The following is a 19,592-nucleotide window of genomic DNA, read 5'->3' on the forward strand; positions in this document are numbered from 1 at the left end:
CTCCTTGCCTATTGGAGACAAGACGGCGCCTTCACTGCCGCGCACAATTGAATGCGTTGTTCGCTCAGCAAAATCTCAAGATGGACAGACATAGCACCTAGCGCGGCCAAACGATCCGGGCGACCAGAATGGCAATCCTGAATCTCCAGATCAGCAACGACCCGCGCCGTGGATTCGATCGCCTCGACCAAAGGGCTGGCCGGCGATAAAAAGGAAGACACGACACCAGGGGTGTAGCTGATCGGCTCTGCGGCAGACAGAGCGGGCAACGGATCCAGCTCATTCACCACGACACTTTCTATGTGCGGAAAATGGGCTTTGATTTGGTCGCCAACGAACAGAGTCACCTGCTTGTCGATCAACTCCATACGCTCAGCCTTGACCAGTACGGACGATTCTTTATGCGGAGTAATCCAGTATTTTTTCAATTTATCACCTCGTTATAAGTTACGGGAGTTGATCAGTTGCATTGATCACTCCTGCCGTTTCGGCAATTTGATGTCAGTAAAACGGTCGGCCAGTGCGGCCACTTTCTTCACGCCAAGAGTGCCGATGACAGCACCGACAGCCGCCGCTAGGCTCGATGGAAGGTGAAAGTACTCGAGCAGCGGGAACGCACCCGACGTGATTGCGCCGCACAAGCAGGACTCAAGCACGGCCTGTCGCCGCCCCCCTCCCCCGTAGATGACGCGCAAGAAGGCGATCCAGCACGACAACGTCGCGGCATAGAACATCGGGGAATGTTGGCTGAGCCAGGCCATGACGATCAGCCATGTATCTGGTTTGTCGGGCATGTTTGGCATCCGGATTCCTCCCTTTCGGGGAGAGCGAGAATAGGTCCGGCACTCCCCGCCTCTCTCATCCGCTCGGAGCAAAGACGATGGCGTGGGTGCCAGATACGAAAAAGCCCCTGCGGATGCAGAGGCCTGAATGAGACCCTCTGTGAGCGAGCCGATTACGAGCTCAAGAGGGTGAGGAAAAATGTGTACAACCGGGAAAGCGTCCACACGGGTAGCTGCTTTCCTCGGGGGTACAAAAAAGCCCGCGGCATGTGCGCGGGCTTTTTCCATTGCAACCAGACGTATTCAGCAGGGGGTCAAGCCGACACCGTCAGGCGAAGCCTTGAACGTGGTTATCACGAAGTGATTGCTGGATGCGCGGAGGTTGCTTTTCAGGGCCTGGCCTTCGGGCTGACCACACGTTCGCCACATGGCCAGGGTCAGGTCCAGTCGCTGCATGGCGACACCCTGCGGCTCGGCAAGAGCCGACAGGTAATGCGCGGCGTAGTTGACGCCCGTGCGGATCGGCTCGGCAAATGCGCCAATCGAAAAACAGGACAGGCAGGCGGCGAACGCCAGCCCCAGGTACATCGTGACTCGCTTCATCATCGGTCATTCCTTGCTGGTTAGTTTTTCTTGGGACACAAAAAAACCCACACTAGGTGGGCTTTCGAGAACTATCTTCGAGTTACCAGTTACGCCGTTCAACCACCAAAAACGAACCTAAAAATGCACTAGCAGCCCCTACTATGGCACCGAAGAAATCAGCTTTTAAAAGTGAACTATGAGCGATCACAGCGCGCCCTGCTCGCAACGCCTCCCAGTCCGGTGGCGTGTCAACGAATGCAGCTTGCCAGCCATGCGGAAAGAAGATAATCAAAAAAAGCCCAACCGCGGCAACGATGTAAAACCAAAAATTTTCAGAATGCGTCAATACAAAATAACGCATAGAAATAACGCCTGCGATAAAAAGAAACGCAGAAAAACCGGTCCCCAAAAACTGTATCACTAGTGCGACCCACTCACCCAAGGTTGAAAGCATAAATCACCATTCGTCAATTATTTGAACAAAAAAGATACCAACTAATTGACGCACACAACAGTGAGAAAACAACATTTAAATGCAAACGACGATGGCTTCGAATACGGACATAAAAAAGCCCGACGCAATGGCCGGGCTTTCTCTGTGGTGTCGCGCTGAAACAGCTGAACACCGTGCCATGAAAACAGGTGTTTATCTGTACGGAAAGCTTTTTATGCAGCTTCGGTAGATCGATCAATCGCCCCGTCGATCCAGGCTACTCCGGCCTTGATCAGCTCCCAAGCCTTCCGCTCAGAAATCCCATGTTCCCGAGCAACCCTGTTTGCTGGCCACTTCGCGCCAAAGTAAAACCATACGAAGTCTCCCATTTGCTGCTCGCGCTGGATCAACCGAGCGAGCGCTGCATCCACAACCAGCGCTACGTCATCGGTGATCACATACGACTGCGTGCTGGGCTCGGGATTGAACTGGTTAATCATCGCGGCCACCGGAGACACGTACCGAGGAACACCCATTCCGGCCATCCGCCAGGAGCCCCACTGCTCCAACAGGTACTCAGTATCGCCCAGAGGCTTATCAACGTACGTTCGCTTTTTCATACGGCCTTCCTCGGATCTGGATCGCTCAGGCCAAACAGGTCACGGAGCAACCGGTCAGCGGGTTTGTTTTTTGCGTTACCGTCGATCAGCCAACGCTGGCCAAAGTCGTGAAAGCCGATCTGGGCACGACTTCCGTGCCAACTGGCGACCATATCCAGCAGGTAAGCCAGCGCGTTCGGCCCGCCGACTTTGACCTTGGCCAACTCCTCTCCGGCGATTTTCAGAAAGCGCCGTTCCAGGTCGCTCATGCTTTTGCGCGGCAATGCCGCTGTTACGTTACTCATTGCCGTCTCCTGGCTGCTGGTTTGGGGTGCCTTGGGCGTTGCCTTCGTCTAAAAACCTCCTCCTATGAGGTGGATACTGATTGGCGCTGCACGCCGCGTTATTCATGGCTTCCCCCGTTTCGTCAGTACTTCCTTGTCTCGCGTATGTCCCACCGTGCAGCGCATTAAATCCGCGCGCATCCAGCCAGACATGCCACGTCTCCAGCGCTTGGCGTTTGAGCGATTCGGCGCTGGTGTGGATGTACGCTTGGTCGAGATCCTTCATCGCATGGTTGAGCAAAATCTCACCGATCATGTAATCAACGCCCAGATCCGCCCATGCTGTTCGGGCCACCTTGCGCAAGTCATGGCTCGACCATTCGCCCTTGGCCATCGCCTTGAACAGGGTGCTGGCCTTGGTCGCACTCAGTGCTCGACCGGTGCTGCCGGGGAACAGGAACGGACCGGCGTAACCGGTCAACCGCTGCTGCGCCCGGTAGCGTTCGATGAGCGCACAGGCACGGTCTGTCAACGGCAACGTATGCGCCGCCTTGGTCTTGGTGTCCGCCGCGGGAATGAACCACTTGCCCGTGCTGGTATTGACGTTTTTCCATCGCGCCAGACGGGTTTCACCCAGCCGCGTACCGTGGCACAGCATCAGCGCCGCGAGCATGGCCACAGCGGGTTCCGTTGCGAATCGCGCCTCGAGCATCAGCAGCAGATCCCGCACATCATCGCTGTGCAGACGAGCGGCCTTGGGCTTGATCTTCGCCCGTACGAAATCGGTGAACTCCAGTCCGGCCAGCGGATTGGTCGGCAACAGGTCGAGGCGGACAGCCTTGCGCACCGCCACGCCGAGCACACCCCAGACCGAGCGCACGAACGACAGCTCATAACGCTGCTGCAGCGGCATCATCAATTGACGGTCAATGGTGGGGCGGTCCAAATCGGCCAGCGCCAGATTGTCCAGCCGGGGATGCAGATGGCACTTCAAGGCCGACTTGGCACTGGCCTTGCGTTTCTCCGACAGCGAACGGTCACCGATCATCCGGTCCTGATACCAATCCAGCAGTTGCCCAACCGTTGTCCAGGTGCTGGCAATGGATTTCGCCGTTGGGTTCGCTGACCGGCGCATCAGAATGCTTGGCAGCGTGGCCAGCATGGCCTTGGCGTTGATGCCCGGGTAATCGCCCGCCTTGCCCCACTTGCCTGCCACCACAACGTGCCACGCGCCTCGGGTCCGGTCCACGGTCGAATAGCGAAAGCGCAATTCGCGGTACCGAGGATCGCGCAGCTGGCGGATATCGCTGTTGGCGTGTCGACGAATCTCGGCATCACTCAGGGACACGGCCAGGGTTTTCGGAGTCAGGGTCATGACCGAGCCCTCCCCTTGTACTGACTGGCGAAAGGACGTTGCATCTCGACCTCTTCGTTGGAAGGCTCGCGCCCGGCGAAGTTGACGAAGCGGGCGAACTGGCCTTGCTGCTGGACCAGGCACGAACTCACAGGCGCATGCCTGCACTTGGGCATGATCAACTCAGTGACACCGTTCTGGCCTTCCTCACTGTCCATGTCGCGATGGACCAAGATGATGCAGTGGGCGTCCGCCTCGATCTGGCCGGAGTCGCGCAGATCGGAGGCGATCGGCTTCTTGCCCGGCCGCTTCGTTGATTCGCGGTTGAGCTGGGCCAGTAGGATCACGGGCACGTTGAGCTCTTTGGCGATGTTGACGATCCCGGTCGAGATCTTGCCCAGCTCGGCGGTACGGTTGAACGCCATGCCGTCAGACCCGATTAGGCCGATGTAATCGATCACCACCACGTCCAGACCATGGGCACGTTGCACCTGGCGGCAGATGCTGCGAATCCGCGCGACGGTGAGACCCGACTTGTCGCTGACGTACAGAGGCTTATCCATGATCTTGCTGACCGCCGACGTGAGCCGGGGCCAGTCATCGTCCTGCAGTTGGCCGTCATCGAGTTTCCGCAAATCGATGCCGCCGATGGATGCCAGCGCACGATTACCGAGTTCCTCTTCAGGCATTTCCAGTGAGAACACCATGCCCACGCCGGTGCCTGAACAGGCGATGTGCTGGGCGATCTGCAAACCGAGAGTGGTCTTGCCGCTACCCGGCAGGCCGGCAACAATCGTCACGGTTTTTTTGCGTAGTCCGCGGATCATCTTGTCCAGATCCACCAGCCCAGTGGAAAGACCCGACTGCACAACTCCGTTGAACTTGGCGTCAATAATGTCGACGTTTCGGGCCACGACTTCGTCCATGCGCTTGTAGTCCGGCTCACCCGTGTCCAGGTCGCGAAGATCAGCCATGGCCTGCTGGGCGCTGGCGATGATCTCGGCCACAGGCCTATTCTCGCTGGCAGAGTCGCGTACGACGTCCGCCGCATCGACCAGCCGGCGCAACACGGCACGCTCGCGCACCGTTCGGGCGTAGGCTGTCCAGTTGGCGGTGCTCGGCGTGTTTTTGGCCAGCTCCCCAGCGTAGGCCAGGGTGATATTCCCGCTCGGTAGGTAGGGGCGAAAATCATGGAGCGTCACCGGATCGATGGGCGCGCCAGTGCCATGCAGGTCAATCATCACCTGGAACAGCGCGGCGTTTTCCGGATCGTGGAAGTCGGCTGCCGCCACGTTGGTGGTGATCGAATCGAACAGGGTACCGTCCAGCATCAGTGCGCCAAGCAGAGCGTGCTCCGCTTCATCGCTGTACAGCTCGCGATAGTCGTTCATGCGCGCCTCCGCTCGGAGTCCCAGGTGAATCCGGCCAGCAGCGCCTTGTTCTCGCGTAGGCGGTCGAGCGCTCGCTCACCGATGTACTGGCCAAGCCCTTTGGCGTCCATGTTCGAGACCACCACCGTAGGCCGGACCAACTGATAACGGCGATCAAACACTTCATGCAGCATTGCCAGCTCGTAAGCGGTGCCGGCCTGGGCACCGACCTCATCGATCACCAACAGGTCCAGGTCCGCGAGTTCGGCAATCACGTCGCGCTCGCTGTAGCCGGCGTCGCGATCCATCGAGCCTTTGAACACCCGAATGATTTCGGCAGCCGACGTGATCACCGCGACGGCGCCGAGCTGGCGAACAACCTGCTGGACGATGCTGCTGGCCAGGTGAGTTTTCCCGGTGCCGACGTTGCCGCACAGCAGCAGGTTCCGACCGGCTCGGTAGTGATCCTCGAAGTCATTCGCATAGCCCTGACAGATCGCCAGCGCCTGGCCCATGGCCGAATTGTCGACACGGTAGTTGGCGAACATGCTGCCAGCGAAACGTGGCGTGATGCCAGAGCCTACAAGCGCGCTGTTGACGCGTTCAGCGCTCAGGTGAGCCAAGGCCTGCGAATGCTCAGAGCTCCCGACAGCGGCTACGCGCAGGCCGCGGAATTGGCACTGCTTGCACGGACGGACCAACATCGAACCGTCGAACTGCTCGACCTCGGAGCGAGCAATTTCGCCATGGATTGGACATTCACCTGTGAACATGCGGCTTTCGGGTTGACGACGGAAATTAGAACGCTGGGCCATTGGTCGCCTCCTGGTACATGTCGGGGGTGTGGGTCGGTAAGTTGGTGTAGCTCGATGACTTACCATTTTTGGCACCTGCGCCAGGCAGGATCGACTCTGGATAGATATCGCTCCACGAGTTGGTGGTGGACTTATCCAACACCGCATCCGGCTCCGAATGGTTAGCCAGCTTCTTGGCGATCAGTTCGCAGGCCCGCAGCGTCAGTGGTGCCCGCTTCGCCTTTCGCATCTCGCAGAAGTCAGCCCATGCCTGATCAGATGCGTTCGCCGGCTTGGCAGTCAGCGGATTGAACCTCAAAGCCTTCTTCTTCGGCGCCGAGGGAGCGTCAGCGACCGTTGGTTCTTTCTCTATTGATTGAGTAATAGAATCCTTTATTAAGTAGTTGCCGGTTTCCCCACACTTCGGAGAACCCACACTTCGGCTAACCGAATATTCGGAAACCTGTAGGTTCGGTTCGTAGTGCACGATTACGCGGCGGCCGAGCACTTTGCCGGTGCCCTCCTCGCGGACTACTTCATGACTAACCAACCCCAGTTCCTTGAGGCAGGCCATGGCCTTCGAGTAGCGGTCACGGCCGATCGCGAAGCGTTCTTGCAGGTGCGAGCCGATCACCTTCCAATCACTGGAGCGAGTTTGCAGGTAAGCCCAGATGGCCAGCGCGTCAGGGTTGACGATCATGGCCACCACGTCATTGCTGACCGAGCTATACGGTGCCTGCTTGGCGTATAGGATGGTCGGCGTGGCCTTTTGCACGTTCACCGGCTTGGTCATAAGTCCAACTCCCGACTGACACGGCGGACGAAGTCGTCATACCCCTCATCCATCACCAGACCTTCGTTCTCCAAGGCCTCGCGGTAAGCCCTGGCGCTACCGTACAGAACCCGGCGATCACGCTCTGGCAGCCCCTTGTAGTGTCCATAGCAAGGCCATGGGCCGGCGATCACCGACACCGGGCCTTTCTCGGCGGTTGTGGCTTGCGGTCTGGTGCTCATTGCACGGTCTCCCACGCAGGGAGTTGCTCGACATTCGGTTCCAGCACCAGCTTTTCTAAACGGACTTGCATTACCACTTTGCGTAGGGCGTCTGGGTCCATGCCCGTTAGGCGGCGAAGAAGCACACGCAATGCAACGCATGCATGGGCTATTTCAAACTTCGCATCGTCAAGACTTTCCGCGCAGGATTCATCGTCGAAAAGTATCTCCTGCGCAAGATCGACGCCGGTCCAGGCCTTGTAAGCCAACTGATCGTTCGTAAACTGCTCCATATGCGCGTCATCGATCAGTATCGGCTCTGACGAAAGCGTCTTTTCGTTTTCACTCATGCGGAAGTCCTCTGGCGCAGCTTGAACCGGCCTTGCTGAATGTCGGGATGGGTGGCGCGCTCGGCGGTGACGAAGCTACACTCGGTAACGAACCGGTCGAATCGACGTGTGATGTCTGCCTTCGGCCAGATGGCGTATGGCTGGCCTCCGTCGTCTGCGTGCTTGCTGCGTACCATGGCGAACGGCAAAGGGGCGCTGGGGATATCACGCATCACGGCATTGATCACCCACGGTGGGATGCTGTGGCGCAGGTTGATCCTGGCGCGGATCGAAGTCATCGACTCGAAACCCGCGGGCATTGAGTCCAGATAGCGAACCTGCTCGACGTTGGCCACCCGGGTTTCGATCCGCTCTAGCGCCACCTGTTGTTCCCGCTGCTGGCGCTCGACAGCCACCAGGTGGTTAGCATTGGCGGCCGTGATCTCGGCCTGGGTCATTGGCCGGGCGGCCTGTTCTTCCAAAGCCTGCCAGCGATCAACCAGTGCGGCGGTGAACTCAGGACTGAGCTGCGCGACCACCACAAAGCTGTCGCGCTTGCATACTTGGTACTGCTCGACGGTCTGCCCGAGGTGGTTTTTAACTTCCTCAATTTGAGGGAGTTGAATGGTCTTACGCTCTGCCAGCGTTTCAATAGTCCGCTTCACGTTGTCGTGACGTTTTCCCACCAGTTCGGCGATCTCTTGCGAGGACATGGTGACGGCATCTTGGAATTTGGCGATGGTCATAGAACGCCCCCTGCATTGATAGCGCCGTGCGCGGCGCCAGCGTGACGATGTGGCCAAAGGAAGTTACGGGAAACGAACGTGATGGATTCGAGACGACTCTCGATCTCTGTGGCGATAGGGTTACTCCAGCCGCCGAGCGCAGGAACAACTTGCGCGAGAAGGATCGACCGGAGCTCGTTGAAAACAGCACGAGCTTCATTCATGCGAACCATGTCCTCGGGACTGACGAGCACGTCGCGCAAAATTTCACCTTTGATAACATCAGGGTCGATGAGTGACAGAGATGTCTTCATGGGCGCGCCTCCTTTGAAGTACGCGCCACGTTTTCATCACTCACAGAATGTGGCGCAGCGCCCGCTTCGGCGAAGACCGCATCGGTGCGCCGCTCCAAACTCTCGCGTTCGCAATCGAGTTGGCTGTGCCAATCGTCTGCGTTGTAGATAGCCAGGTTTGCGACGGCGGCGTAATGCTCATCGCATCCTTGCCTCAGTCGATCTTCAAGAACATGGAGAACGCCGCGCATCCAGGCAAGGTGTTCCACGGCGCAAGCAATCTGGAACGTCGCATCCCGCGCGATCTGTTTTTGCTCGTTCATTCGGCACCGCCTTGGGCGATCACGGACTCGATACCTGCATGAGACGCGTAAACAAGCGCAAGCGCCGCCTCGGCCGCGAAGAACACCAATGTCGCCTGGTTGGAGCAGTCAGGCGTCGACATGAGGTCACGCAGGCCTGCCACCACGGCCTCGAGGTAATCGGTTGCGGCCTCAAGTGAATCAGCCACTCGAATACCGCCTGCTGCGTTGAGAACAGCGCAAGGACCGCGCACGCAGTACTCATGTTCGAGAGTCAAAAGTTCAGTGTTCATACCCGCGGTCCCTCGTTGCCGCCAGAGGGAAGTCCCTTCTGAACCGACCACACCAGCGCGCTGACCGTCTCAGCCAAAAAGCCCAACGCCGCCATGCCGTCGCAATAGGCCAGTTCGCCCATGTTCAGGCTGTCGTGCATATGACGGCAGAGTTGACCAAGGCCGGAAGACAAAACCTTCGCTGTTTCGAGTGCGTCCTCTACGTCTGCGCCAGCTGCGACGCGGAGCAAATGCACGCCTCGGTTATCGATTGGGGTCTCACAAAAACCAACACAGCCTGTCAGCAATGCTTGCGCTGATAATTGGGTAGTGCTATTTTTTGGGTGCATGAAATCGTCCTCTAGACGAAGAAGTTTCTAAGTTGCTTGCTCGACACAAGCGATGGGTTTACGAAGGCCAGCCTCGACAGCTGGCCTTTTTGTTGCCTGGGATTCAGCCGGACAACAAAAACTTGAATGTGGCGTTGTGGCTCATGCCGTCTTCCTTTTCATTGGGCAGGCAAAAGCCAACCATTGGAAGTCGCTGACTAGGTCCTACGAAGGGCCTTCCATTTTTCTGCGCCATGCAGTACTTGACGATACTTACGAAGCGAGGGCCTCAGGAGGGTCAAGTAGTCCTTTTCTGTAATAGTGGGTACCGAGTGACCCATTTCTGAGCTTTTGTCCTGCGCAGAGTTGAATAATCCGCTCACACCATCGGGAAAACTTTTAATCTCGATTAAAGAATCGCTACCGCAGCTTGCAAAAGATTCAGCATGCGGAATCACTACGGTCCGATCTGCACGGACTTGCGGATTGATGAAGCCGACCTTCAGTGCTGAGTTGATCAGACTTGCCCTAATAATCGAGGGGATGGCGTTGTTCATAACGCCACCTCAGCGCTGGATGGATTTACAGCAGGTTTTTCGGACTGCTGAGGAGCGACCTTCCCGGGTAAGCTTTGCTCCAAAGTCGCCGGGGAGTCTGGATAAAGATCAGGTCGCAACCGAGAGCGAGAAATACCAGACGCAGCCTCAATTCGAAGAACGTGCTTGGCCGGAACATGACCGGTGGCGCACATGTGCTGAACGTTTTGCGGCGTGCATCCAAGCTCCTTGGCAAGATTAGTCTGGCTCCCAAGCGCTTCAGCGGCGCAGGCCATGGCTTCGATACTCATTGGCGATCCCAGCGGACTTATGACATTGCGGCCGAGCCTACAACTGCGCATTGAATTTTACAAACGAAATTTGCAATGCCGCCTACAAAGGACGCTTGTACCCTATGGACATGAGCAAACTAAATCTCCCGAAAGTTATTGCTGAAGCTCGCGAAAAGCTTGGACTCAACCAGTCGGAGCTAGCTCGGCGTTTATCTGTTTCGCCGCAGGCCGTCCAAGCCTGGGAGTCAGGTCGCGCCACTCCGCGAGCAAGCAAATTTCGCGACCTGGCTAAAGCCCTCGAAATCCCTGCACACGTTTTACTCAGGGCGTCCGGTGTAATCACCGAGGCCAACGCCTCGGAATACCATCTCAAGTACCAACGCGAGGGCCAAGCAGCATTTGAAGAACAGATGCTTAAAGACTTGAGCATTTGGGATGAAACGACCCCGCTAGAGGATGATGAGGTCTACGTTCCCCTCCTACGCGAAGTCGAGTTATCAGCGGGCTCTGGACGCTTTGCGATTGAAGAACGGCCAACCTCCCACCTTCGATTTTTGAAGCAGGACCTCAGGGCCAATGGAGTGCAGCTCTCCAACGCAAAATGTGTCGGAGTAAGCGGAAGTAGTATGTTTCCTGTCCTTCGGGATGGCGCTACGGTAGGTGTCAATATTGGAAAAAATCAGCTGACTGACGTTGTAGATGGCGAGATGTATGCAATCAGCCACAATGGGCAGTTACGCATCAAACAGTTGTTTCGACTCCCTAGCGGCCTGAGGCTTCGCAGCTTCAATCGGGATGATCATCCCGATGAAGACTATTCCTTTCAGCAGCTACAAGACGAACAGATCGCCATCATCGGTCATGTTTTCTGGTGGGGCATGTTCGCTTAAACCTCGCTTGGAACTGCACCCGCGGCATTCTTCGCACGAAAACTACAAATTTTGTTTGCAATTACAAATTTGTAATTGTAACTTTGCATCCATCGAAATCAGCATGGAGCAAGCGCGATGCAATCCGAAACCCTCTCCGCACATGGATTCAAATGCGTCCTCGGCCGTGGCGCAGCCCCTCGTGAGTTGCAATGCTTGATGGCAGTTGCAGCCGGTCTGACTTCAAAGGAAGCGGCTCGTGATCTTGGTGTTGCTCAGGACACGGTTGACAAACGTCTTTTGTCGTTAACCACAAAGCTTGGCGTTACGCGTCGCGCCGCTCTGGTTGCCCAAGCGATGCTTCTCGGATTGATCTCAATCTCCGGCAATCCACCGGTGTTTCCTGACCCGCAGCGCCCAACGAGCGAGCACGATGGCATCTTCATCGCCTGACAGCAGAAGCAGTGGTGTGCGCCCTTCGCCAGGGCGCAGTCCGGTGCGTAAGCCTCAGCAAAGCGACATGGAGTCGCGTTTCACGACCTCATATTCGCGAAGATCCAGCAACATGACAGACCTGATTTTGACCGAAGACGAATATCGCCAGTTGGTGCAGTGCGAAGACGGGAAGCCGACAACTGACTCGTTGAAGGTCGCCGAGAAATTCGGCAAGCGTCACGACAACGTACTGCGCTCAATTGACAGTCTGAAATGCTCGAAGAAATTCCGACTCCTCAATTTTGAGGAGTCCTCCTACATCAACGAGCAAGGCAAGCTGCAACGCATGTTCACCATGACCAAAGACGGCTACATGTACTTGGTCATGGGGCTCACCGGAAAGAAGGCGGCAATCTGGAAAGAGGCATTCATTGAGGCTTTCAACTGGATGGCGAATGAACTCACCTTCCGCTCAATGTCGTACGAGCAGCGCCGGAACTATTTGATGCTCGAGTACAAGCAGGAAAAGAGCTTGGCAAGTTTTGCAGGTAAGACCATGCGCCGCTGGCAACTTAAGAAGCCCGTAATTGAGGGCAAGTTGCTGGCAATTGAGCAGTCCGGGCAGCACACCCTGCTACTGAACTAGAACCACCGTAACGCCCGTTTAACCAAAACCGATTTTCGCGAAAGCCAACAACGCGGCCGGGATTCGTTCGGCCTGGAGAAAGTAAATGCCACAGAAAACACTGACCCCATGGCGCCTTTTCAAGGTGCTGATCTCGATCTTGATCTACATCGCCATCTCGGCGGCGTGGCTCCTATTCGCGGCCCGCGACCTGATCAGCAGCAGCTCTGACCTTGATGTCGTTGGCGGCTTCTTCGGCACCGCTGTCTGGCTGATCGCGACCGCCTGCCTGCTCCTCCTCATCGCCTCACCAAAACCTGGCCAATCGGCCAACACCACGGAGAAAGACCAATGAAGCGGATTGCCGCCATTGCAATGCTATGCCTGCTCGCCATCACGGCCGGTTGTTCGAAGGTCCCAGCCGGCTACACGGGCGTGATCGTAAACTTAATGGGGAGCGACAAGGGCGTGGCGCCCACCGAGGCCACTGTGGGCTACAAGTGGCTGACGCCGAACGAGGAACTGTTCCTGTTCCCGACCTTTAACCAAAACTTCAACCTTCAACAGGTCAAGTTCCAGGACCGAGACGGCATGACCATCAGCGCGCCGATCGGCATCACGCTGCGAGCGAAGCAGGGGGCAGCCCCCCTGCTGTTCCAGACCTACCGCAAGTCGATGGATGAAATCATCGAGGTCAACGTCCCGCAGGTGGTGCGTAATGCCTTCAACAACGCAGGCTCCAAGGTCAAGGCGTCCGAGGTTTACGGTCCCGGTAAAGAGGCCTTCCTGAAAGCTATCGAAACCCAGGTGCAGCAGCACTTCGACAGCAAGGGCATCGTGGTCGAATCGCTGTACCTCAATGGCGAAATCGTATTGCCACCCCAGGTAGTCGAGGCCCTGAACGCCAGCATCACCGCCACCCAGAAAGCCCAGCAACGCGAGAACGAATTGCGCCAGACCGAAGCCGAAGCGGCCAAGGTGCGTGCCGCCGCCCAGGGTGACAAGGACGCAGCGATTCTCAAGGCCCAAGGCGAGGCCGAGTCACTGAACATCCGTGGCGAAGCGCTGCGCAAGAACCCGGGCGTCGTGGAGCTGAACGCGATCGAGAAGTGGGACGGAAAGCTGCCCGTTTACATGACCAGTGGCACCGCCACTCCATTCATTGGCATCGGCAAGTAGGCCGAGCCCCCGGGGCGGTGAAATGCCGCCCCCCCCTATCAAGGAGAAATCCCATGTTGATCCTCACCCGCCGAACTTCCGAAACCATCCGCATCGGCGATGACATCAGCCTCACGGTACTTGGCATCAGTGGACAGCAAACGCGCTTGGGCATTAATGCGCCCGCCGGGGTCGCAGTTCATCGTCAGGAGATCTACGAGCGTATCCAGGCCCAAGCGGTTGCGGCTGGCCAACTCGAACAAACTACCGACATCCCGGTAGTTACCGAGTCAATGCACATCGACGACCGCGTGAAGATGATCGGCGCCGAGCCGGCCTATCTGACGGTGGTGTTCAAGCTGCCAAGCCTTAACGACGCCCAAGCGCTGATCGACAAGCTGCCTTACCGCCAAAAAGCCATGGGAACCGAAGCTGAGGTGTTCGGGTACTCGGCAGGCAATCTGATGGAGGATGCCCCATGCGCGTAATGATCGCTATTGCCCTACTTCTGATCGTCGGCCAAGCCAGCGCCGATCAGCCGCAAGCGCTGATCGATGTCCAACACGACAGCCGACACCAGGTTACTTGCTGGATCACCCCGCAAGGCGGCATCAGCTGCTTGCCGGATAGTTCGCTCCCACAGAAGGCCACCCCATCAAGTGAGACGGGCCGGGCCTCTCCGACCAAATCTGCATACAGAACCGGGTCTTTGCAGGCCGCTCCGCTCCCACAGGTAGAGGGGTTCCAGCTATGAATACGAGCACGCAAAAACCTGTTGCCATGGGAAACGAGTTTGCCAGCCTGGGCACTCGTCTCGTTCGCCTCGGTCATGCATTGCAGGAGCCGAGCACCACGGTTCATGAATTGGTGGCTTTGGCGATGGCCTGCGGTATCAAGCTGCAGATGCGTGCGGTCGCCGAGTCGGAGGGGCGTTGCGATGGCTAAAACAATTCTACGGGTGCGCCAAGGCGCGATTGCCTATTACCTGAACGAGTCATCCACTGGCGCCAAGAACAGCGGTCGTCGATTCATCCTGAGCCGCACCAGCGATCACGGAAAGACCAAAGATGGCTGGGCCAAGGTCAACACCACCGAGCACCAGGTGCTGGTGGATACCGTTGGGGATGCTGATCGCTTCGCCGCCTGCGCCAGCCTGTACGCAAGCAAGCCGCATCGCCAGCACGTCGACCGTCACCACATACGTGGAATGGCCGGCAAGTGGGAGGGCGTGGCGTTTCCAGTGCGCGTGACGCACGGGCGTGACACGACACAAAACGCGAACGCTGAAAACGTGTCGCGACACGAAACACGGTGAAGCTATGCGCTATGTGACTGTCAGGAAATTTGCCAACGAATCTGGCTACACAGAAGACGCGATCCGCTCGAAAATTCGTGACGGCATCTGGCGGCTCGGTGAGATATGGATTAAGGCGCCGGATGGCCGGACGCTACTCGACGTAGAGGGATATGAATCATGGGTAGAGGCGGGAGGGGAGTTCGGGCGGTCTCCGATACGAGTATCGAAATCACGTTCATGTATCGGGGCGTCCGGTGCCGCGAGCGCATCACACTCAAGCCCACCGCCACTAATCTGAAGAAGGCGGAGCAGCACAAGGCGGCGATCGAGCATGCGATATCGATCGGTACCTTCGACTACTTGGTGACATTCCCAGGGTCTGCCCGTGCCGCGAAGTTTGCGCCCGAGGCATCCCGCGAAACCATGAACGGTTTTTTGACCAGGTGGCTCGAGGCGAAGAAGAAGCACGTGGCCAGCAGCACATTCGATGGATACCGAAAGCTCGTCACCCTTCGGCTGATCCCTGCCCTGGGTCACACGATGCTGGTAGATCTGAAGCGAAAAGCCGTGCGCGACTGGCTCGACACGCTGGAGGTGAGTAACAAGACGCTCAGCAACATTCAGAGCTGCCTGCGCTCCGCATTGAATGACGCGACCGAAGAAGAATTGATCGAATTGAATCCGCTGGCCGGATGGACCTACTCCCGCAAAGCTGCACCACCGAAAGAGGATGATGTTGATCCCTTCAGTCCAGAGGAGCAGCAGGCGGTGTTGGGGGCCCTCTCCGGTCAGGCTCGCAACATGATGCAGTTCGCCCTATGGACCGGCCTGCGCACGAGCGAACTGGTAGCGCTGGACTGGGGTGATATCGACTGGCTACGCGAGGAGGTGATGGTGAGTCGTGCGATGACCCAAGCTGGCAAAGGTACGGCAGAGACTACAAAGACTGCCGCTGCACGTCGAAGCGTCAAGCTGCTCAAACCCGCTATGGAAGCACTGAAGGCACAGAAGACGCACACGTTCTTAGCTGATGCTGAGGTCTTCCAGAACCCGCGAACTCTCGAACGATGGGCCGGTGACGGGCCGATCAGGAAAACGATGTGGGTGCCTGCGATGAAGAAGGCAGGAGTGCGATATCGCCGCCCTTATCAGACGCGGCACACCTATGCGTCGATGATGTTGTCAGCCGGCGAACATCCGATGTGGGTAGCCAAGCAAATGGGGCATACCGATTGGACAATGATTGCCCGCGTGTATGGGAGGTGGATGCCCTCTGAATCAGATAATAGTGGGACAAAGGCAGTAGAACGGTTTTCAGCTAGCCAAACTGAAATCTTACTAACGGTAAAGGCATAACGCTATCGTTGAGGTATAGTTCGCGGTTCCGACGTCAGGATGGGAAGCCGATGAGTCACCGCGTAGTTGAACTGCATTGCATTATGCCGATAGAGAACATTCCATCGGTGCTGCAGTATGGAATTCTCAGCCATGAGAGAGCCTCGAAGCTTCCCCACTCGTCGGTGGCAAAGCAAGAGATCCAAGATAGGCGCGTGGGTAAGACCGTGCCTAATGGATTGCGCCTGCACCAGTACGCGAATCTATACTTTTGCGCACGGAATCCGATGCTATACCTGCGGAAGCCTAATCACCCTGACCTGTGCGTCGTCCAAGTCAGTCGTCGTGTCCTCGACCTGCAGAATGTAGTCATTACCGATCAGAATGCCGCGTCAAACTGGGTACGGTTTTATTCCTATCCAGAGGGGTTGCGGTGGATCAATTTTGACTATGTATTCGCGGACTCTTGGCAAGACGATGATGAACGTATTGGATGGCAAAAAAAGGCTGCGAAGTGCGCGGAAGCGCTCGTGCCTGGAGTGGTGGCCCCCGAATTCATCACAGGGTTCTACACTTGCGATGCTCGGGCCAAGGCAAGGGTCGAAGCCGTCCTAGCTCAACAGAACAATGGGCTAGCAGTGACATTGAATTCTCATCTTTTCTTTAGGTGAATAGTGTGATCAAAGTTCTGATAGGAGACATATTCCAGAGCAACGTGCAAACGTTGGTTAATACTGTGAATTGTGTTGGCGTAATGGGCAAAGGTGTTGCGCTTGAATTTAAAAAGCGTTGGCCTGGTCTCATGCAGGACTATGAAAACCAATGCGCCAAAAAGCTGGTGAAACCAGGAATCCCTTACATATATAACGACATGTTCGGGACTTCGATTGTAAACTTTCCCACCAAAGATCATTGGCGCTCAGCATCACGCTTGGCTGACATCCAGAAAGGCCTAGAGATTTTTGTAGAACACTATAAAGCATGGAACATCACTTCCGTAGCATTCCCTCCCCTTGGATGTGGGAATGGCGGCTTAGAGTGGGAGCTAGTAGGACCTATCATGTATAAAACACTCTCAAAAATAGACATACCAGTTGAAATGTATGCGCCATTTGGAACTCCCGCGAATCAGCTAACCTCGGACTTCTTAAACCCTTCACAGTCTCGACTGTTTAGCGAAAGTGACCATAAAGGCTCTCGAAACCAGAAAATCAATGACAACTGGTTCGTACTGCTTGAAGTTCTTTATCAGCTTGAAAATCAACAATTTGCGCCAAAGGTTGGAAGGACAATTTTCCAAAAAATATGCCACGCGATAACTGCGCTAGGTGTAGAAACAGAACTTGATTTTAAAAAGGCTAGCTACGGCCCTTTTTCTGACCAAGTAAAAAAACTACTCGGAACATTAGCTAATGCGAATCTGATAGCCGAGAGTCAATTGGGGCGCATGAACACCTTGTCGACTGGACCAGAGTATCTAAAGGCGAGAGAAAAACGTCAAGATATCCTTACAGTTAACATGTCTAAAATTCATAAAACTGTTGACCTATTTAGTCGCATCAAAAACACTGAGCAGGCCGAAGAAGTAGCTACTGTATTCTATGCAGTTAGCAAATTGAAAGATGAGCAAAAGGTAGCAATTGTGCCCGAGCGTGAAGTCTTCGACTTTGTCTTATCTTGGAAAAAAGCTTGGGATAATGACGCGAAGCGGGAAGCCATTGCCTCAGCGATTCGAAGCTTGTCCATGCTTGGCTGGATTCGGGTTAGTTCAAGCGACTGTCTTCCTCTGGTAGAGATGACCGAGGAGGAGTTCTGCTTTTCCTAATGACAGCTTTTCGCCAGCTTTGAAGCTAGAAGCCCCGTACAAGCAGACTTAGACGGGGGTTCAAATCCCCCCGGCTCCACCAAATACGAAGCAAGACAAAACCCGCCAAGTGCGGGTTTTGTTGCATCTGGGGTTTGGAAAATTGCGGAGGATTGTTGTGGCGTCCTGTCGACTCACGCCCACATCGGCGACTTATCAGCGGCATCCTCTCCGGCACTCTGCCGACCGCTCGAAATCCCTGATCGCTTGACCGACGCGTGGAGCGATTGACCCACTGGCAGACCACGTTCACGATCAGTACTTGATGTCCCGGGCTGTGCGACGGGTATCTTGCTTGGTACTGCGCTTGTCCTGGCGACACTCTACGTTGCTCTTGTCATTGCCCTTTCTACACTCATCCTTGGTTTGCCGGGCATCGGAGCGCCCTTCCTGCCGGGTATCGCGAGCATCACGCCGTTGTTCACCCTGCTCGGTCGCGTAGGCGGGCAGCGTCACCCACTGCACGCCAGCGGCGATGAGCAGCGTCGCCAAGGCTTTCAAGTAGTGCTTGCGAATCATCATTTTTCTCCCATTTTTTATCGCTCAGTCGCTTCGTTTGCTCACCGAAGAACTCAGCGAAAACGTGTGTTACAGCGTGCGCTCGCGACTCTCAAAGCACTTTGCGGTATGTGAAATCTGACGATATGGACAGACAGGCAGTGGCGCAAGGCTGTTATCTGCATGATTGCAAGATGGACATCGGTAACGACTCAGTTTGTTCTATGAAAACCCCAAGATGCGGGGTTACAGCCAACGTTGATTACGGATTTGACCGTGGGCTCATCACTGGATCGAACCGGCGGGCTGGGCAGCCCAACACAATCGGGCCTATGCTGGCGTTCTATTCGCAAGGAAGCCGCCATGAAATTCAAAATGCTGATTGTCGCGTTAACCCTCTCCCTGACGTCCGGTTGCGCGTACTACAACGACCGCACCACGGACACCAACAAGAACGGGCGGATTGCCTGTGATGCCGAGCCGGCCAATCAGCCGGGCTGTTATACGAAACAGTCGAAGGATTGGAATTGGGGTGGGTTGAAGTTTGGGGTCGGGGCTTCGAATTAGTTTCGGGTCCTACAGACGCTGTGATTTTTGGAGAGATTTCCGACAGGTTTTGACGGTTGTTGGGTGGGAAGCAGAGCCCGTAGGCTTTGTCGGTCGCTGCGCATCAGCGATCGGGTGTGGAATCCCGAGATAAACAAACTTGCCCCCATGGCATACTGCGGCGCTTTTTCAGCCGCAGTTTTAAGTTATGGCGGCTGTGCGTGGGAGGCCTTCGGGTCTGCCGGGTTTTGTCCGTTTATCTCGGTTATTCCACCCCGCGCACAGTTGCCACCCATTCGAGTGGAATCGGAGCAGGGGCAGCGCCTATGACTCAACGGACGATATTTGCCATGATTAAAGAAACCCCAAATCCGCCTACTGCGGACGACGCGCCCCCCTGCTCCGCCCTCAAATCCCCCGCATCCCGCAAACCCAGCACGATGTTTTTCGTTTCGCCGGATATCAACGACGAAGACCTGTTGGCGCATGCCTGTGAGTCATTGGCTTCGGCGAGTGTGATGACGAGTAATTTTGCGGGGTATCTGGAAGGGCCGCATCGGCACACGGCGATGGCGATTCAGCAGATTGTGATGCTGGCGGAACTGGCGGTGAACCGGATGCTGGATAACGTTGAGTTGCCAAAATCACCACACTGCTAGTCCCCTGTGGGAGTTAGCTGCTCACGATGACGA

32 protein-coding genes and 2 pseudogenes are annotated in these 19,592 nt (G+C 56.2%); 14 read left to right on the plus strand and 20 right to left on the minus strand.

The annotated features are described in order from the left end of the window. Positions 1–8: 8 nt before the first annotated feature. From C7534_RS25720 to C7534_RS25810, 19 genes are all read right to left on the minus strand, one after another. Positions 9–428, minus strand: coding sequence for a hypothetical protein (locus C7534_RS25720; protein WP_109787445.1), 420 nt, complete (start codon positions 426–428; stop codon positions 9–11). A 45-nt stretch (positions 429–473) separates the two neighbouring features. Then, complete coding sequence (locus C7534_RS25725) at positions 474–803, minus strand: phage holin, lambda family (RefSeq protein ID WP_109787446.1); 330 nt, start codon at positions 801–803, stop codon at positions 474–476. Positions 804–1,085: 282 nt separating this feature from the next. Then, complete coding sequence (locus C7534_RS25730) at positions 1,086–1,388, minus strand: hypothetical protein (protein WP_109787447.1); 303 nt, start codon at positions 1,386–1,388, stop codon at positions 1,086–1,088. A gap of 79 nt (positions 1,389–1,467) precedes the next feature. After that, on the minus strand, positions 1,468–1,821 hold the full coding sequence (locus C7534_RS25735) for a hypothetical protein (RefSeq protein ID WP_109787448.1): 354 nt from the start codon (positions 1,819–1,821) through the stop codon (positions 1,468–1,470). 212 nt (positions 1,822–2,033) lie between these two features. Then, entirely contained in the window at positions 2,034–2,420 is a 387-nt protein-coding gene (locus tag C7534_RS25740; RefSeq protein WP_109787449.1) for an antiterminator Q family protein, read from the minus strand. Further along, positions 2,417–2,704 (minus strand): hypothetical protein, encoded by a 288-nt coding sequence (locus tag C7534_RS25745; protein ID WP_109787450.1) that lies wholly within the window; start codon positions 2,702–2,704, stop codon positions 2,417–2,419. The genes C7534_RS25740 and C7534_RS25745 overlap by 4 nt, the downstream gene beginning before the upstream one ends. Beyond that, positions 2,697–4,058 (minus strand): tyrosine-type recombinase/integrase, encoded by a 1,362-nt coding sequence (locus C7534_RS25750; protein ID WP_109787451.1) that lies wholly within the window; start codon positions 4,056–4,058, stop codon positions 2,697–2,699. Before C7534_RS25750 ends, C7534_RS25745 begins: the two co-directional genes overlap by 8 nt. Further along, positions 4,055–5,428, minus strand: coding sequence for a replicative DNA helicase (locus C7534_RS25755; protein ID WP_109787452.1), 1,374 nt, complete (start codon positions 5,426–5,428; stop codon positions 4,055–4,057). The genes C7534_RS25750 and C7534_RS25755 overlap by 4 nt, the downstream gene beginning before the upstream one ends. Then, positions 5,425–6,222: an ATP-binding protein gene (locus C7534_RS25760; protein ID WP_109787453.1), complete on the minus strand. Its 798-nt coding sequence runs from the start codon at positions 6,220–6,222 to the stop codon at positions 5,425–5,427. Before C7534_RS25760 ends, C7534_RS25755 begins: the two co-directional genes overlap by 4 nt. Next, a complete protein-coding gene (locus C7534_RS25765; RefSeq protein ID WP_109787454.1) occupies positions 6,206–6,994 on the minus strand; it encodes a hypothetical protein in 789 nt (262 codons plus the stop codon). The genes C7534_RS25760 and C7534_RS25765 overlap by 17 nt, the downstream gene beginning before the upstream one ends. After that, positions 6,991–7,215, minus strand: a complete 225-nt coding sequence (locus C7534_RS25770) for a hypothetical protein (protein ID WP_109787455.1) — start codon at positions 7,213–7,215, stop codon at positions 6,991–6,993. The genes C7534_RS25765 and C7534_RS25770 overlap by 4 nt, the downstream gene beginning before the upstream one ends. Beyond that, positions 7,212–7,544, minus strand: a complete 333-nt coding sequence (locus tag C7534_RS25775) for a hypothetical protein (RefSeq protein ID WP_109787456.1) — start codon at positions 7,542–7,544, stop codon at positions 7,212–7,214. Before C7534_RS25775 ends, C7534_RS25770 begins: the two co-directional genes overlap by 4 nt. After that, a complete protein-coding gene (locus C7534_RS25780; protein WP_109787457.1) occupies positions 7,541–8,269 on the minus strand; it encodes a Rha family transcriptional regulator in 729 nt (242 codons plus the stop codon). Before C7534_RS25780 ends, C7534_RS25775 begins: the two co-directional genes overlap by 4 nt. Next, positions 8,266–8,562 (minus strand): hypothetical protein, encoded by a 297-nt coding sequence (locus C7534_RS25785; RefSeq protein WP_109787458.1) that lies wholly within the window; start codon positions 8,560–8,562, stop codon positions 8,266–8,268. The genes C7534_RS25780 and C7534_RS25785 overlap by 4 nt, the downstream gene beginning before the upstream one ends. Beyond that, complete coding sequence (locus tag C7534_RS25790; protein ID WP_109787459.1) at positions 8,559–8,864, minus strand: hypothetical protein; 306 nt, start codon at positions 8,862–8,864, stop codon at positions 8,559–8,561. The genes C7534_RS25785 and C7534_RS25790 overlap by 4 nt, the downstream gene beginning before the upstream one ends. Further along, entirely contained in the window at positions 8,861–9,136 is a 276-nt protein-coding gene (locus C7534_RS25795) for a hypothetical protein (RefSeq protein WP_109787460.1), read from the minus strand. Before C7534_RS25795 ends, C7534_RS25790 begins: the two co-directional genes overlap by 4 nt. Then, positions 9,133–9,465 carry a hypothetical protein gene (locus tag C7534_RS25800; RefSeq protein ID WP_109787461.1) on the minus strand — a complete coding sequence of 111 codons (333 nt, stop codon included), beginning with the start codon at positions 9,463–9,465 and terminating at the stop codon, positions 9,133–9,135. Before C7534_RS25800 ends, C7534_RS25795 begins: the two co-directional genes overlap by 4 nt. 197 nt (positions 9,466–9,662) lie before the next feature. Next, positions 9,663–10,001: a hypothetical protein gene (locus tag C7534_RS25805; RefSeq protein WP_109787462.1), complete on the minus strand. Its 339-nt coding sequence runs from the start codon at positions 9,999–10,001 to the stop codon at positions 9,663–9,665. Next, positions 9,998–10,291: a transcriptional regulator gene (locus C7534_RS25810; protein WP_109787463.1), complete on the minus strand. Its 294-nt coding sequence runs from the start codon at positions 10,289–10,291 to the stop codon at positions 9,998–10,000. The genes C7534_RS25805 and C7534_RS25810 overlap by 4 nt, the downstream gene beginning before the upstream one ends. A gap of 110 nt (positions 10,292–10,401) precedes the next feature. Here C7534_RS25810 and C7534_RS25815 point away from each other — a divergent pair, with 110 nt between their 5' ends. The 11 genes and pseudogenes from C7534_RS25815 (at position 10,402) to darG (ending at position 17,817) form a co-directional block, all read left to right on the plus strand. Then, complete coding sequence (locus C7534_RS25815; RefSeq protein WP_109787513.1) at positions 10,402–11,163, plus strand: helix-turn-helix domain-containing protein; 762 nt, start codon at positions 10,402–10,404, stop codon at positions 11,161–11,163. A gap of 117 nt (positions 11,164–11,280) precedes the next feature. Further along, a complete protein-coding gene (locus tag C7534_RS25820; RefSeq protein WP_109787464.1) occupies positions 11,281–11,595 on the plus strand; it encodes a response regulator transcription factor in 315 nt (104 codons plus the stop codon). A gap of 112 nt (positions 11,596–11,707) precedes the next feature. Continuing rightward, on the plus strand, positions 11,708–12,223 hold the full coding sequence (locus tag C7534_RS25825) for a Rha family transcriptional regulator (RefSeq protein WP_109787465.1): 516 nt from the start codon (positions 11,708–11,710) through the stop codon (positions 12,221–12,223). 85 nt (positions 12,224–12,308) lie between these two features. Beyond that, the gene (locus C7534_RS25830) at positions 12,309–12,557 is read left to right on the plus strand and encodes a hypothetical protein (RefSeq protein WP_109787466.1); all 249 of its coding nucleotides are present in this window, start codon (positions 12,309–12,311) and stop codon (positions 12,555–12,557) included. Continuing rightward, positions 12,554–13,381, plus strand: coding sequence for an SPFH domain-containing protein (locus C7534_RS25835; protein WP_109787467.1), 828 nt, complete (start codon positions 12,554–12,556; stop codon positions 13,379–13,381). Before C7534_RS25830 ends, C7534_RS25835 begins: the two co-directional genes overlap by 4 nt. Positions 13,382–13,434: 53 nt before the next feature. Further along, a pseudogene (gene csrA, locus C7534_RS32960) lies at positions 13,435–13,605 on the plus strand (carbon storage regulator CsrA); the annotation flags it as partial. A gap of 505 nt (positions 13,606–14,110) precedes the next feature. Continuing rightward, the gene (locus C7534_RS25850; protein ID WP_109787470.1) at positions 14,111–14,305 is read left to right on the plus strand and encodes a hypothetical protein; all 195 of its coding nucleotides are present in this window, start codon (positions 14,111–14,113) and stop codon (positions 14,303–14,305) included. Beyond that, the gene (locus C7534_RS25855; RefSeq protein WP_109787471.1) at positions 14,298–14,675 is read left to right on the plus strand and encodes a hypothetical protein; all 378 of its coding nucleotides are present in this window, start codon (positions 14,298–14,300) and stop codon (positions 14,673–14,675) included. Before C7534_RS25850 ends, C7534_RS25855 begins: the two co-directional genes overlap by 8 nt. A 159-nt stretch (positions 14,676–14,834) precedes the next feature. After that, entirely contained in the window at positions 14,835–16,013 is a 1,179-nt protein-coding gene (locus tag C7534_RS25860; RefSeq protein ID WP_109787472.1) for an Arm DNA-binding domain-containing protein, read from the plus strand. Positions 16,014–16,063: 50 nt separating this feature from the next. Continuing rightward, positions 16,064–16,663: a DUF4433 domain-containing protein gene (locus C7534_RS25865; RefSeq protein ID WP_109787473.1), complete on the plus strand. Its 600-nt coding sequence runs from the start codon at positions 16,064–16,066 to the stop codon at positions 16,661–16,663. A 5-nt stretch (positions 16,664–16,668) separates the two neighbouring features. After that, positions 16,669–17,817: a type II toxin-antitoxin system antitoxin DNA ADP-ribosyl glycohydrolase DarG gene (gene darG / locus C7534_RS25870; protein ID WP_109787514.1), complete on the plus strand. Its 1,149-nt coding sequence runs from the start codon at positions 16,669–16,671 to the stop codon at positions 17,815–17,817. 294 nt (positions 17,818–18,111) lie between these two features. Here the strand turns inward: darG and C7534_RS25880 are convergent, their stop codons facing one another. Next, a complete protein-coding gene (locus C7534_RS25880; protein ID WP_046031887.1) occupies positions 18,112–18,375 on the minus strand; it encodes a hypothetical protein in 264 nt (87 codons plus the stop codon). Positions 18,376–18,591: 216 nt separating this feature from the next. Between C7534_RS25880 and C7534_RS25885 the strand changes: the two are divergent. From C7534_RS25885 to C7534_RS25895, 3 genes and pseudogenes are all read left to right on the plus strand, one after another. After that, positions 18,592–18,666: pseudogene (locus tag C7534_RS25885) on the plus strand (hydrolase); the annotation flags it as partial. 51 nt (positions 18,667–18,717) lie between these two features. Further along, positions 18,718–18,921 (plus strand): hypothetical protein, encoded by a 204-nt coding sequence (locus C7534_RS25890; RefSeq protein ID WP_109787515.1) that lies wholly within the window; start codon positions 18,718–18,720, stop codon positions 18,919–18,921. A 329-nt stretch (positions 18,922–19,250) separates the two neighbouring features. Next, positions 19,251–19,559 carry a DUF6124 family protein gene (locus C7534_RS25895; protein ID WP_109787475.1) on the plus strand — a complete coding sequence of 103 codons (309 nt, stop codon included), beginning with the start codon at positions 19,251–19,253 and terminating at the stop codon, positions 19,557–19,559. The last annotated feature ends 33 nt before the right edge of the window (positions 19,560–19,592 follow it).

The sequence above is a fragment of the Pseudomonas sp. OV226 genome, assembly GCF_003148705.1.
In the GTDB taxonomy this organism is placed as follows: domain Bacteria; phylum Pseudomonadota; class Gammaproteobacteria; order Pseudomonadales; family Pseudomonadaceae; genus Aquipseudomonas.

Excerpts from the sequence above, each read along its gene's own strand:
- C7534_RS25725 (WP_109787446.1), bottom strand. The coding sequence starts at position 803 with ATGCCAAACATGCCCGACAAACCAGATACATGGCTGATCGTCATGGCC.
- C7534_RS25730 (WP_109787447.1), bottom strand. The coding sequence starts at position 1,388 with ATGATGAAGCGAGTCACGATGTACCTGGGGCTGGCGTTCGCCGCCTGC.
- C7534_RS25735 (WP_109787448.1), bottom strand. The coding sequence starts at position 1,821 with ATGCTTTCAACCTTGGGTGAGTGGGTCGCACTAGTGATACAGTTTTTG.
- C7534_RS25740 (WP_109787449.1), bottom strand. The coding sequence starts at position 2,420 with ATGAAAAAGCGAACGTACGTTGATAAGCCTCTGGGCGATACTGAGTAC.
- C7534_RS25745 (WP_109787450.1), bottom strand. The coding sequence starts at position 2,704 with ATGAGTAACGTAACAGCGGCATTGCCGCGCAAAAGCATGAGCGACCTG.
- C7534_RS25750 (WP_109787451.1), bottom strand. The coding sequence starts at position 4,058 with ATGACCCTGACTCCGAAAACCCTGGCCGTGTCCCTGAGTGATGCCGAG.
- C7534_RS25755 (WP_109787452.1), bottom strand. The coding sequence starts at position 5,428 with ATGAACGACTATCGCGAGCTGTACAGCGATGAAGCGGAGCACGCTCTG.
- C7534_RS25760 (WP_109787453.1), bottom strand. The coding sequence starts at position 6,222 with ATGGCCCAGCGTTCTAATTTCCGTCGTCAACCCGAAAGCCGCATGTTC.
- C7534_RS25765 (WP_109787454.1), bottom strand. The coding sequence starts at position 6,994 with ATGACCAAGCCGGTGAACGTGCAAAAGGCCACGCCGACCATCCTATAC.
- C7534_RS25770 (WP_109787455.1), bottom strand. The coding sequence starts at position 7,215 with ATGAGCACCAGACCGCAAGCCACAACCGCCGAGAAAGGCCCGGTGTCG.
- C7534_RS25775 (WP_109787456.1), bottom strand. The coding sequence starts at position 7,544 with ATGAGTGAAAACGAAAAGACGCTTTCGTCAGAGCCGATACTGATCGAT.
- C7534_RS25780 (WP_109787457.1), bottom strand. The coding sequence starts at position 8,269 with ATGACCATCGCCAAATTCCAAGATGCCGTCACCATGTCCTCGCAAGAG.
- C7534_RS25785 (WP_109787458.1), bottom strand. The coding sequence starts at position 8,562 with ATGAAGACATCTCTGTCACTCATCGACCCTGATGTTATCAAAGGTGAA.
- C7534_RS25790 (WP_109787459.1), bottom strand. The coding sequence starts at position 8,864 with ATGAACGAGCAAAAACAGATCGCGCGGGATGCGACGTTCCAGATTGCT.
- C7534_RS25795 (WP_109787460.1), bottom strand. The coding sequence starts at position 9,136 with ATGAACACTGAACTTTTGACTCTCGAACATGAGTACTGCGTGCGCGGT.
- C7534_RS25800 (WP_109787461.1), bottom strand. The coding sequence starts at position 9,465 with ATGCACCCAAAAAATAGCACTACCCAATTATCAGCGCAAGCATTGCTG.
- C7534_RS25805 (WP_109787462.1), bottom strand. The coding sequence starts at position 10,001 with ATGAACAACGCCATCCCCTCGATTATTAGGGCAAGTCTGATCAACTCA.
- C7534_RS25810 (WP_109787463.1), bottom strand. The coding sequence starts at position 10,291 with ATGAGTATCGAAGCCATGGCCTGCGCCGCTGAAGCGCTTGGGAGCCAG.
- C7534_RS25815 (WP_109787513.1), top strand. The coding sequence starts at position 10,402 with ATGAGCAAACTAAATCTCCCGAAAGTTATTGCTGAAGCTCGCGAAAAG.
- C7534_RS25820 (WP_109787464.1), top strand. The coding sequence starts at position 11,281 with ATGCAATCCGAAACCCTCTCCGCACATGGATTCAAATGCGTCCTCGGC.
- C7534_RS25825 (WP_109787465.1), top strand. The coding sequence starts at position 11,708 with ATGACAGACCTGATTTTGACCGAAGACGAATATCGCCAGTTGGTGCAG.
- C7534_RS25830 (WP_109787466.1), top strand. The coding sequence starts at position 12,309 with ATGCCACAGAAAACACTGACCCCATGGCGCCTTTTCAAGGTGCTGATC.
- C7534_RS25835 (WP_109787467.1), top strand. The coding sequence starts at position 12,554 with ATGAAGCGGATTGCCGCCATTGCAATGCTATGCCTGCTCGCCATCACG.
- C7534_RS25850 (WP_109787470.1), top strand. The coding sequence starts at position 14,111 with ATGAATACGAGCACGCAAAAACCTGTTGCCATGGGAAACGAGTTTGCC.
- C7534_RS25855 (WP_109787471.1), top strand. The coding sequence starts at position 14,298 with ATGGCTAAAACAATTCTACGGGTGCGCCAAGGCGCGATTGCCTATTAC.
- C7534_RS25860 (WP_109787472.1), top strand. The coding sequence starts at position 14,835 with ATGGGTAGAGGCGGGAGGGGAGTTCGGGCGGTCTCCGATACGAGTATC.
- C7534_RS25865 (WP_109787473.1), top strand. The coding sequence starts at position 16,064 with ATGAGTCACCGCGTAGTTGAACTGCATTGCATTATGCCGATAGAGAAC.
- C7534_RS25880 (WP_046031887.1), bottom strand. The coding sequence starts at position 18,375 with ATGATTCGCAAGCACTACTTGAAAGCCTTGGCGACGCTGCTCATCGCC.
- C7534_RS25890 (WP_109787515.1), top strand. The coding sequence starts at position 18,718 with ATGAAATTCAAAATGCTGATTGTCGCGTTAACCCTCTCCCTGACGTCC.
- C7534_RS25895 (WP_109787475.1), top strand. The coding sequence starts at position 19,251 with ATGATTAAAGAAACCCCAAATCCGCCTACTGCGGACGACGCGCCCCCC.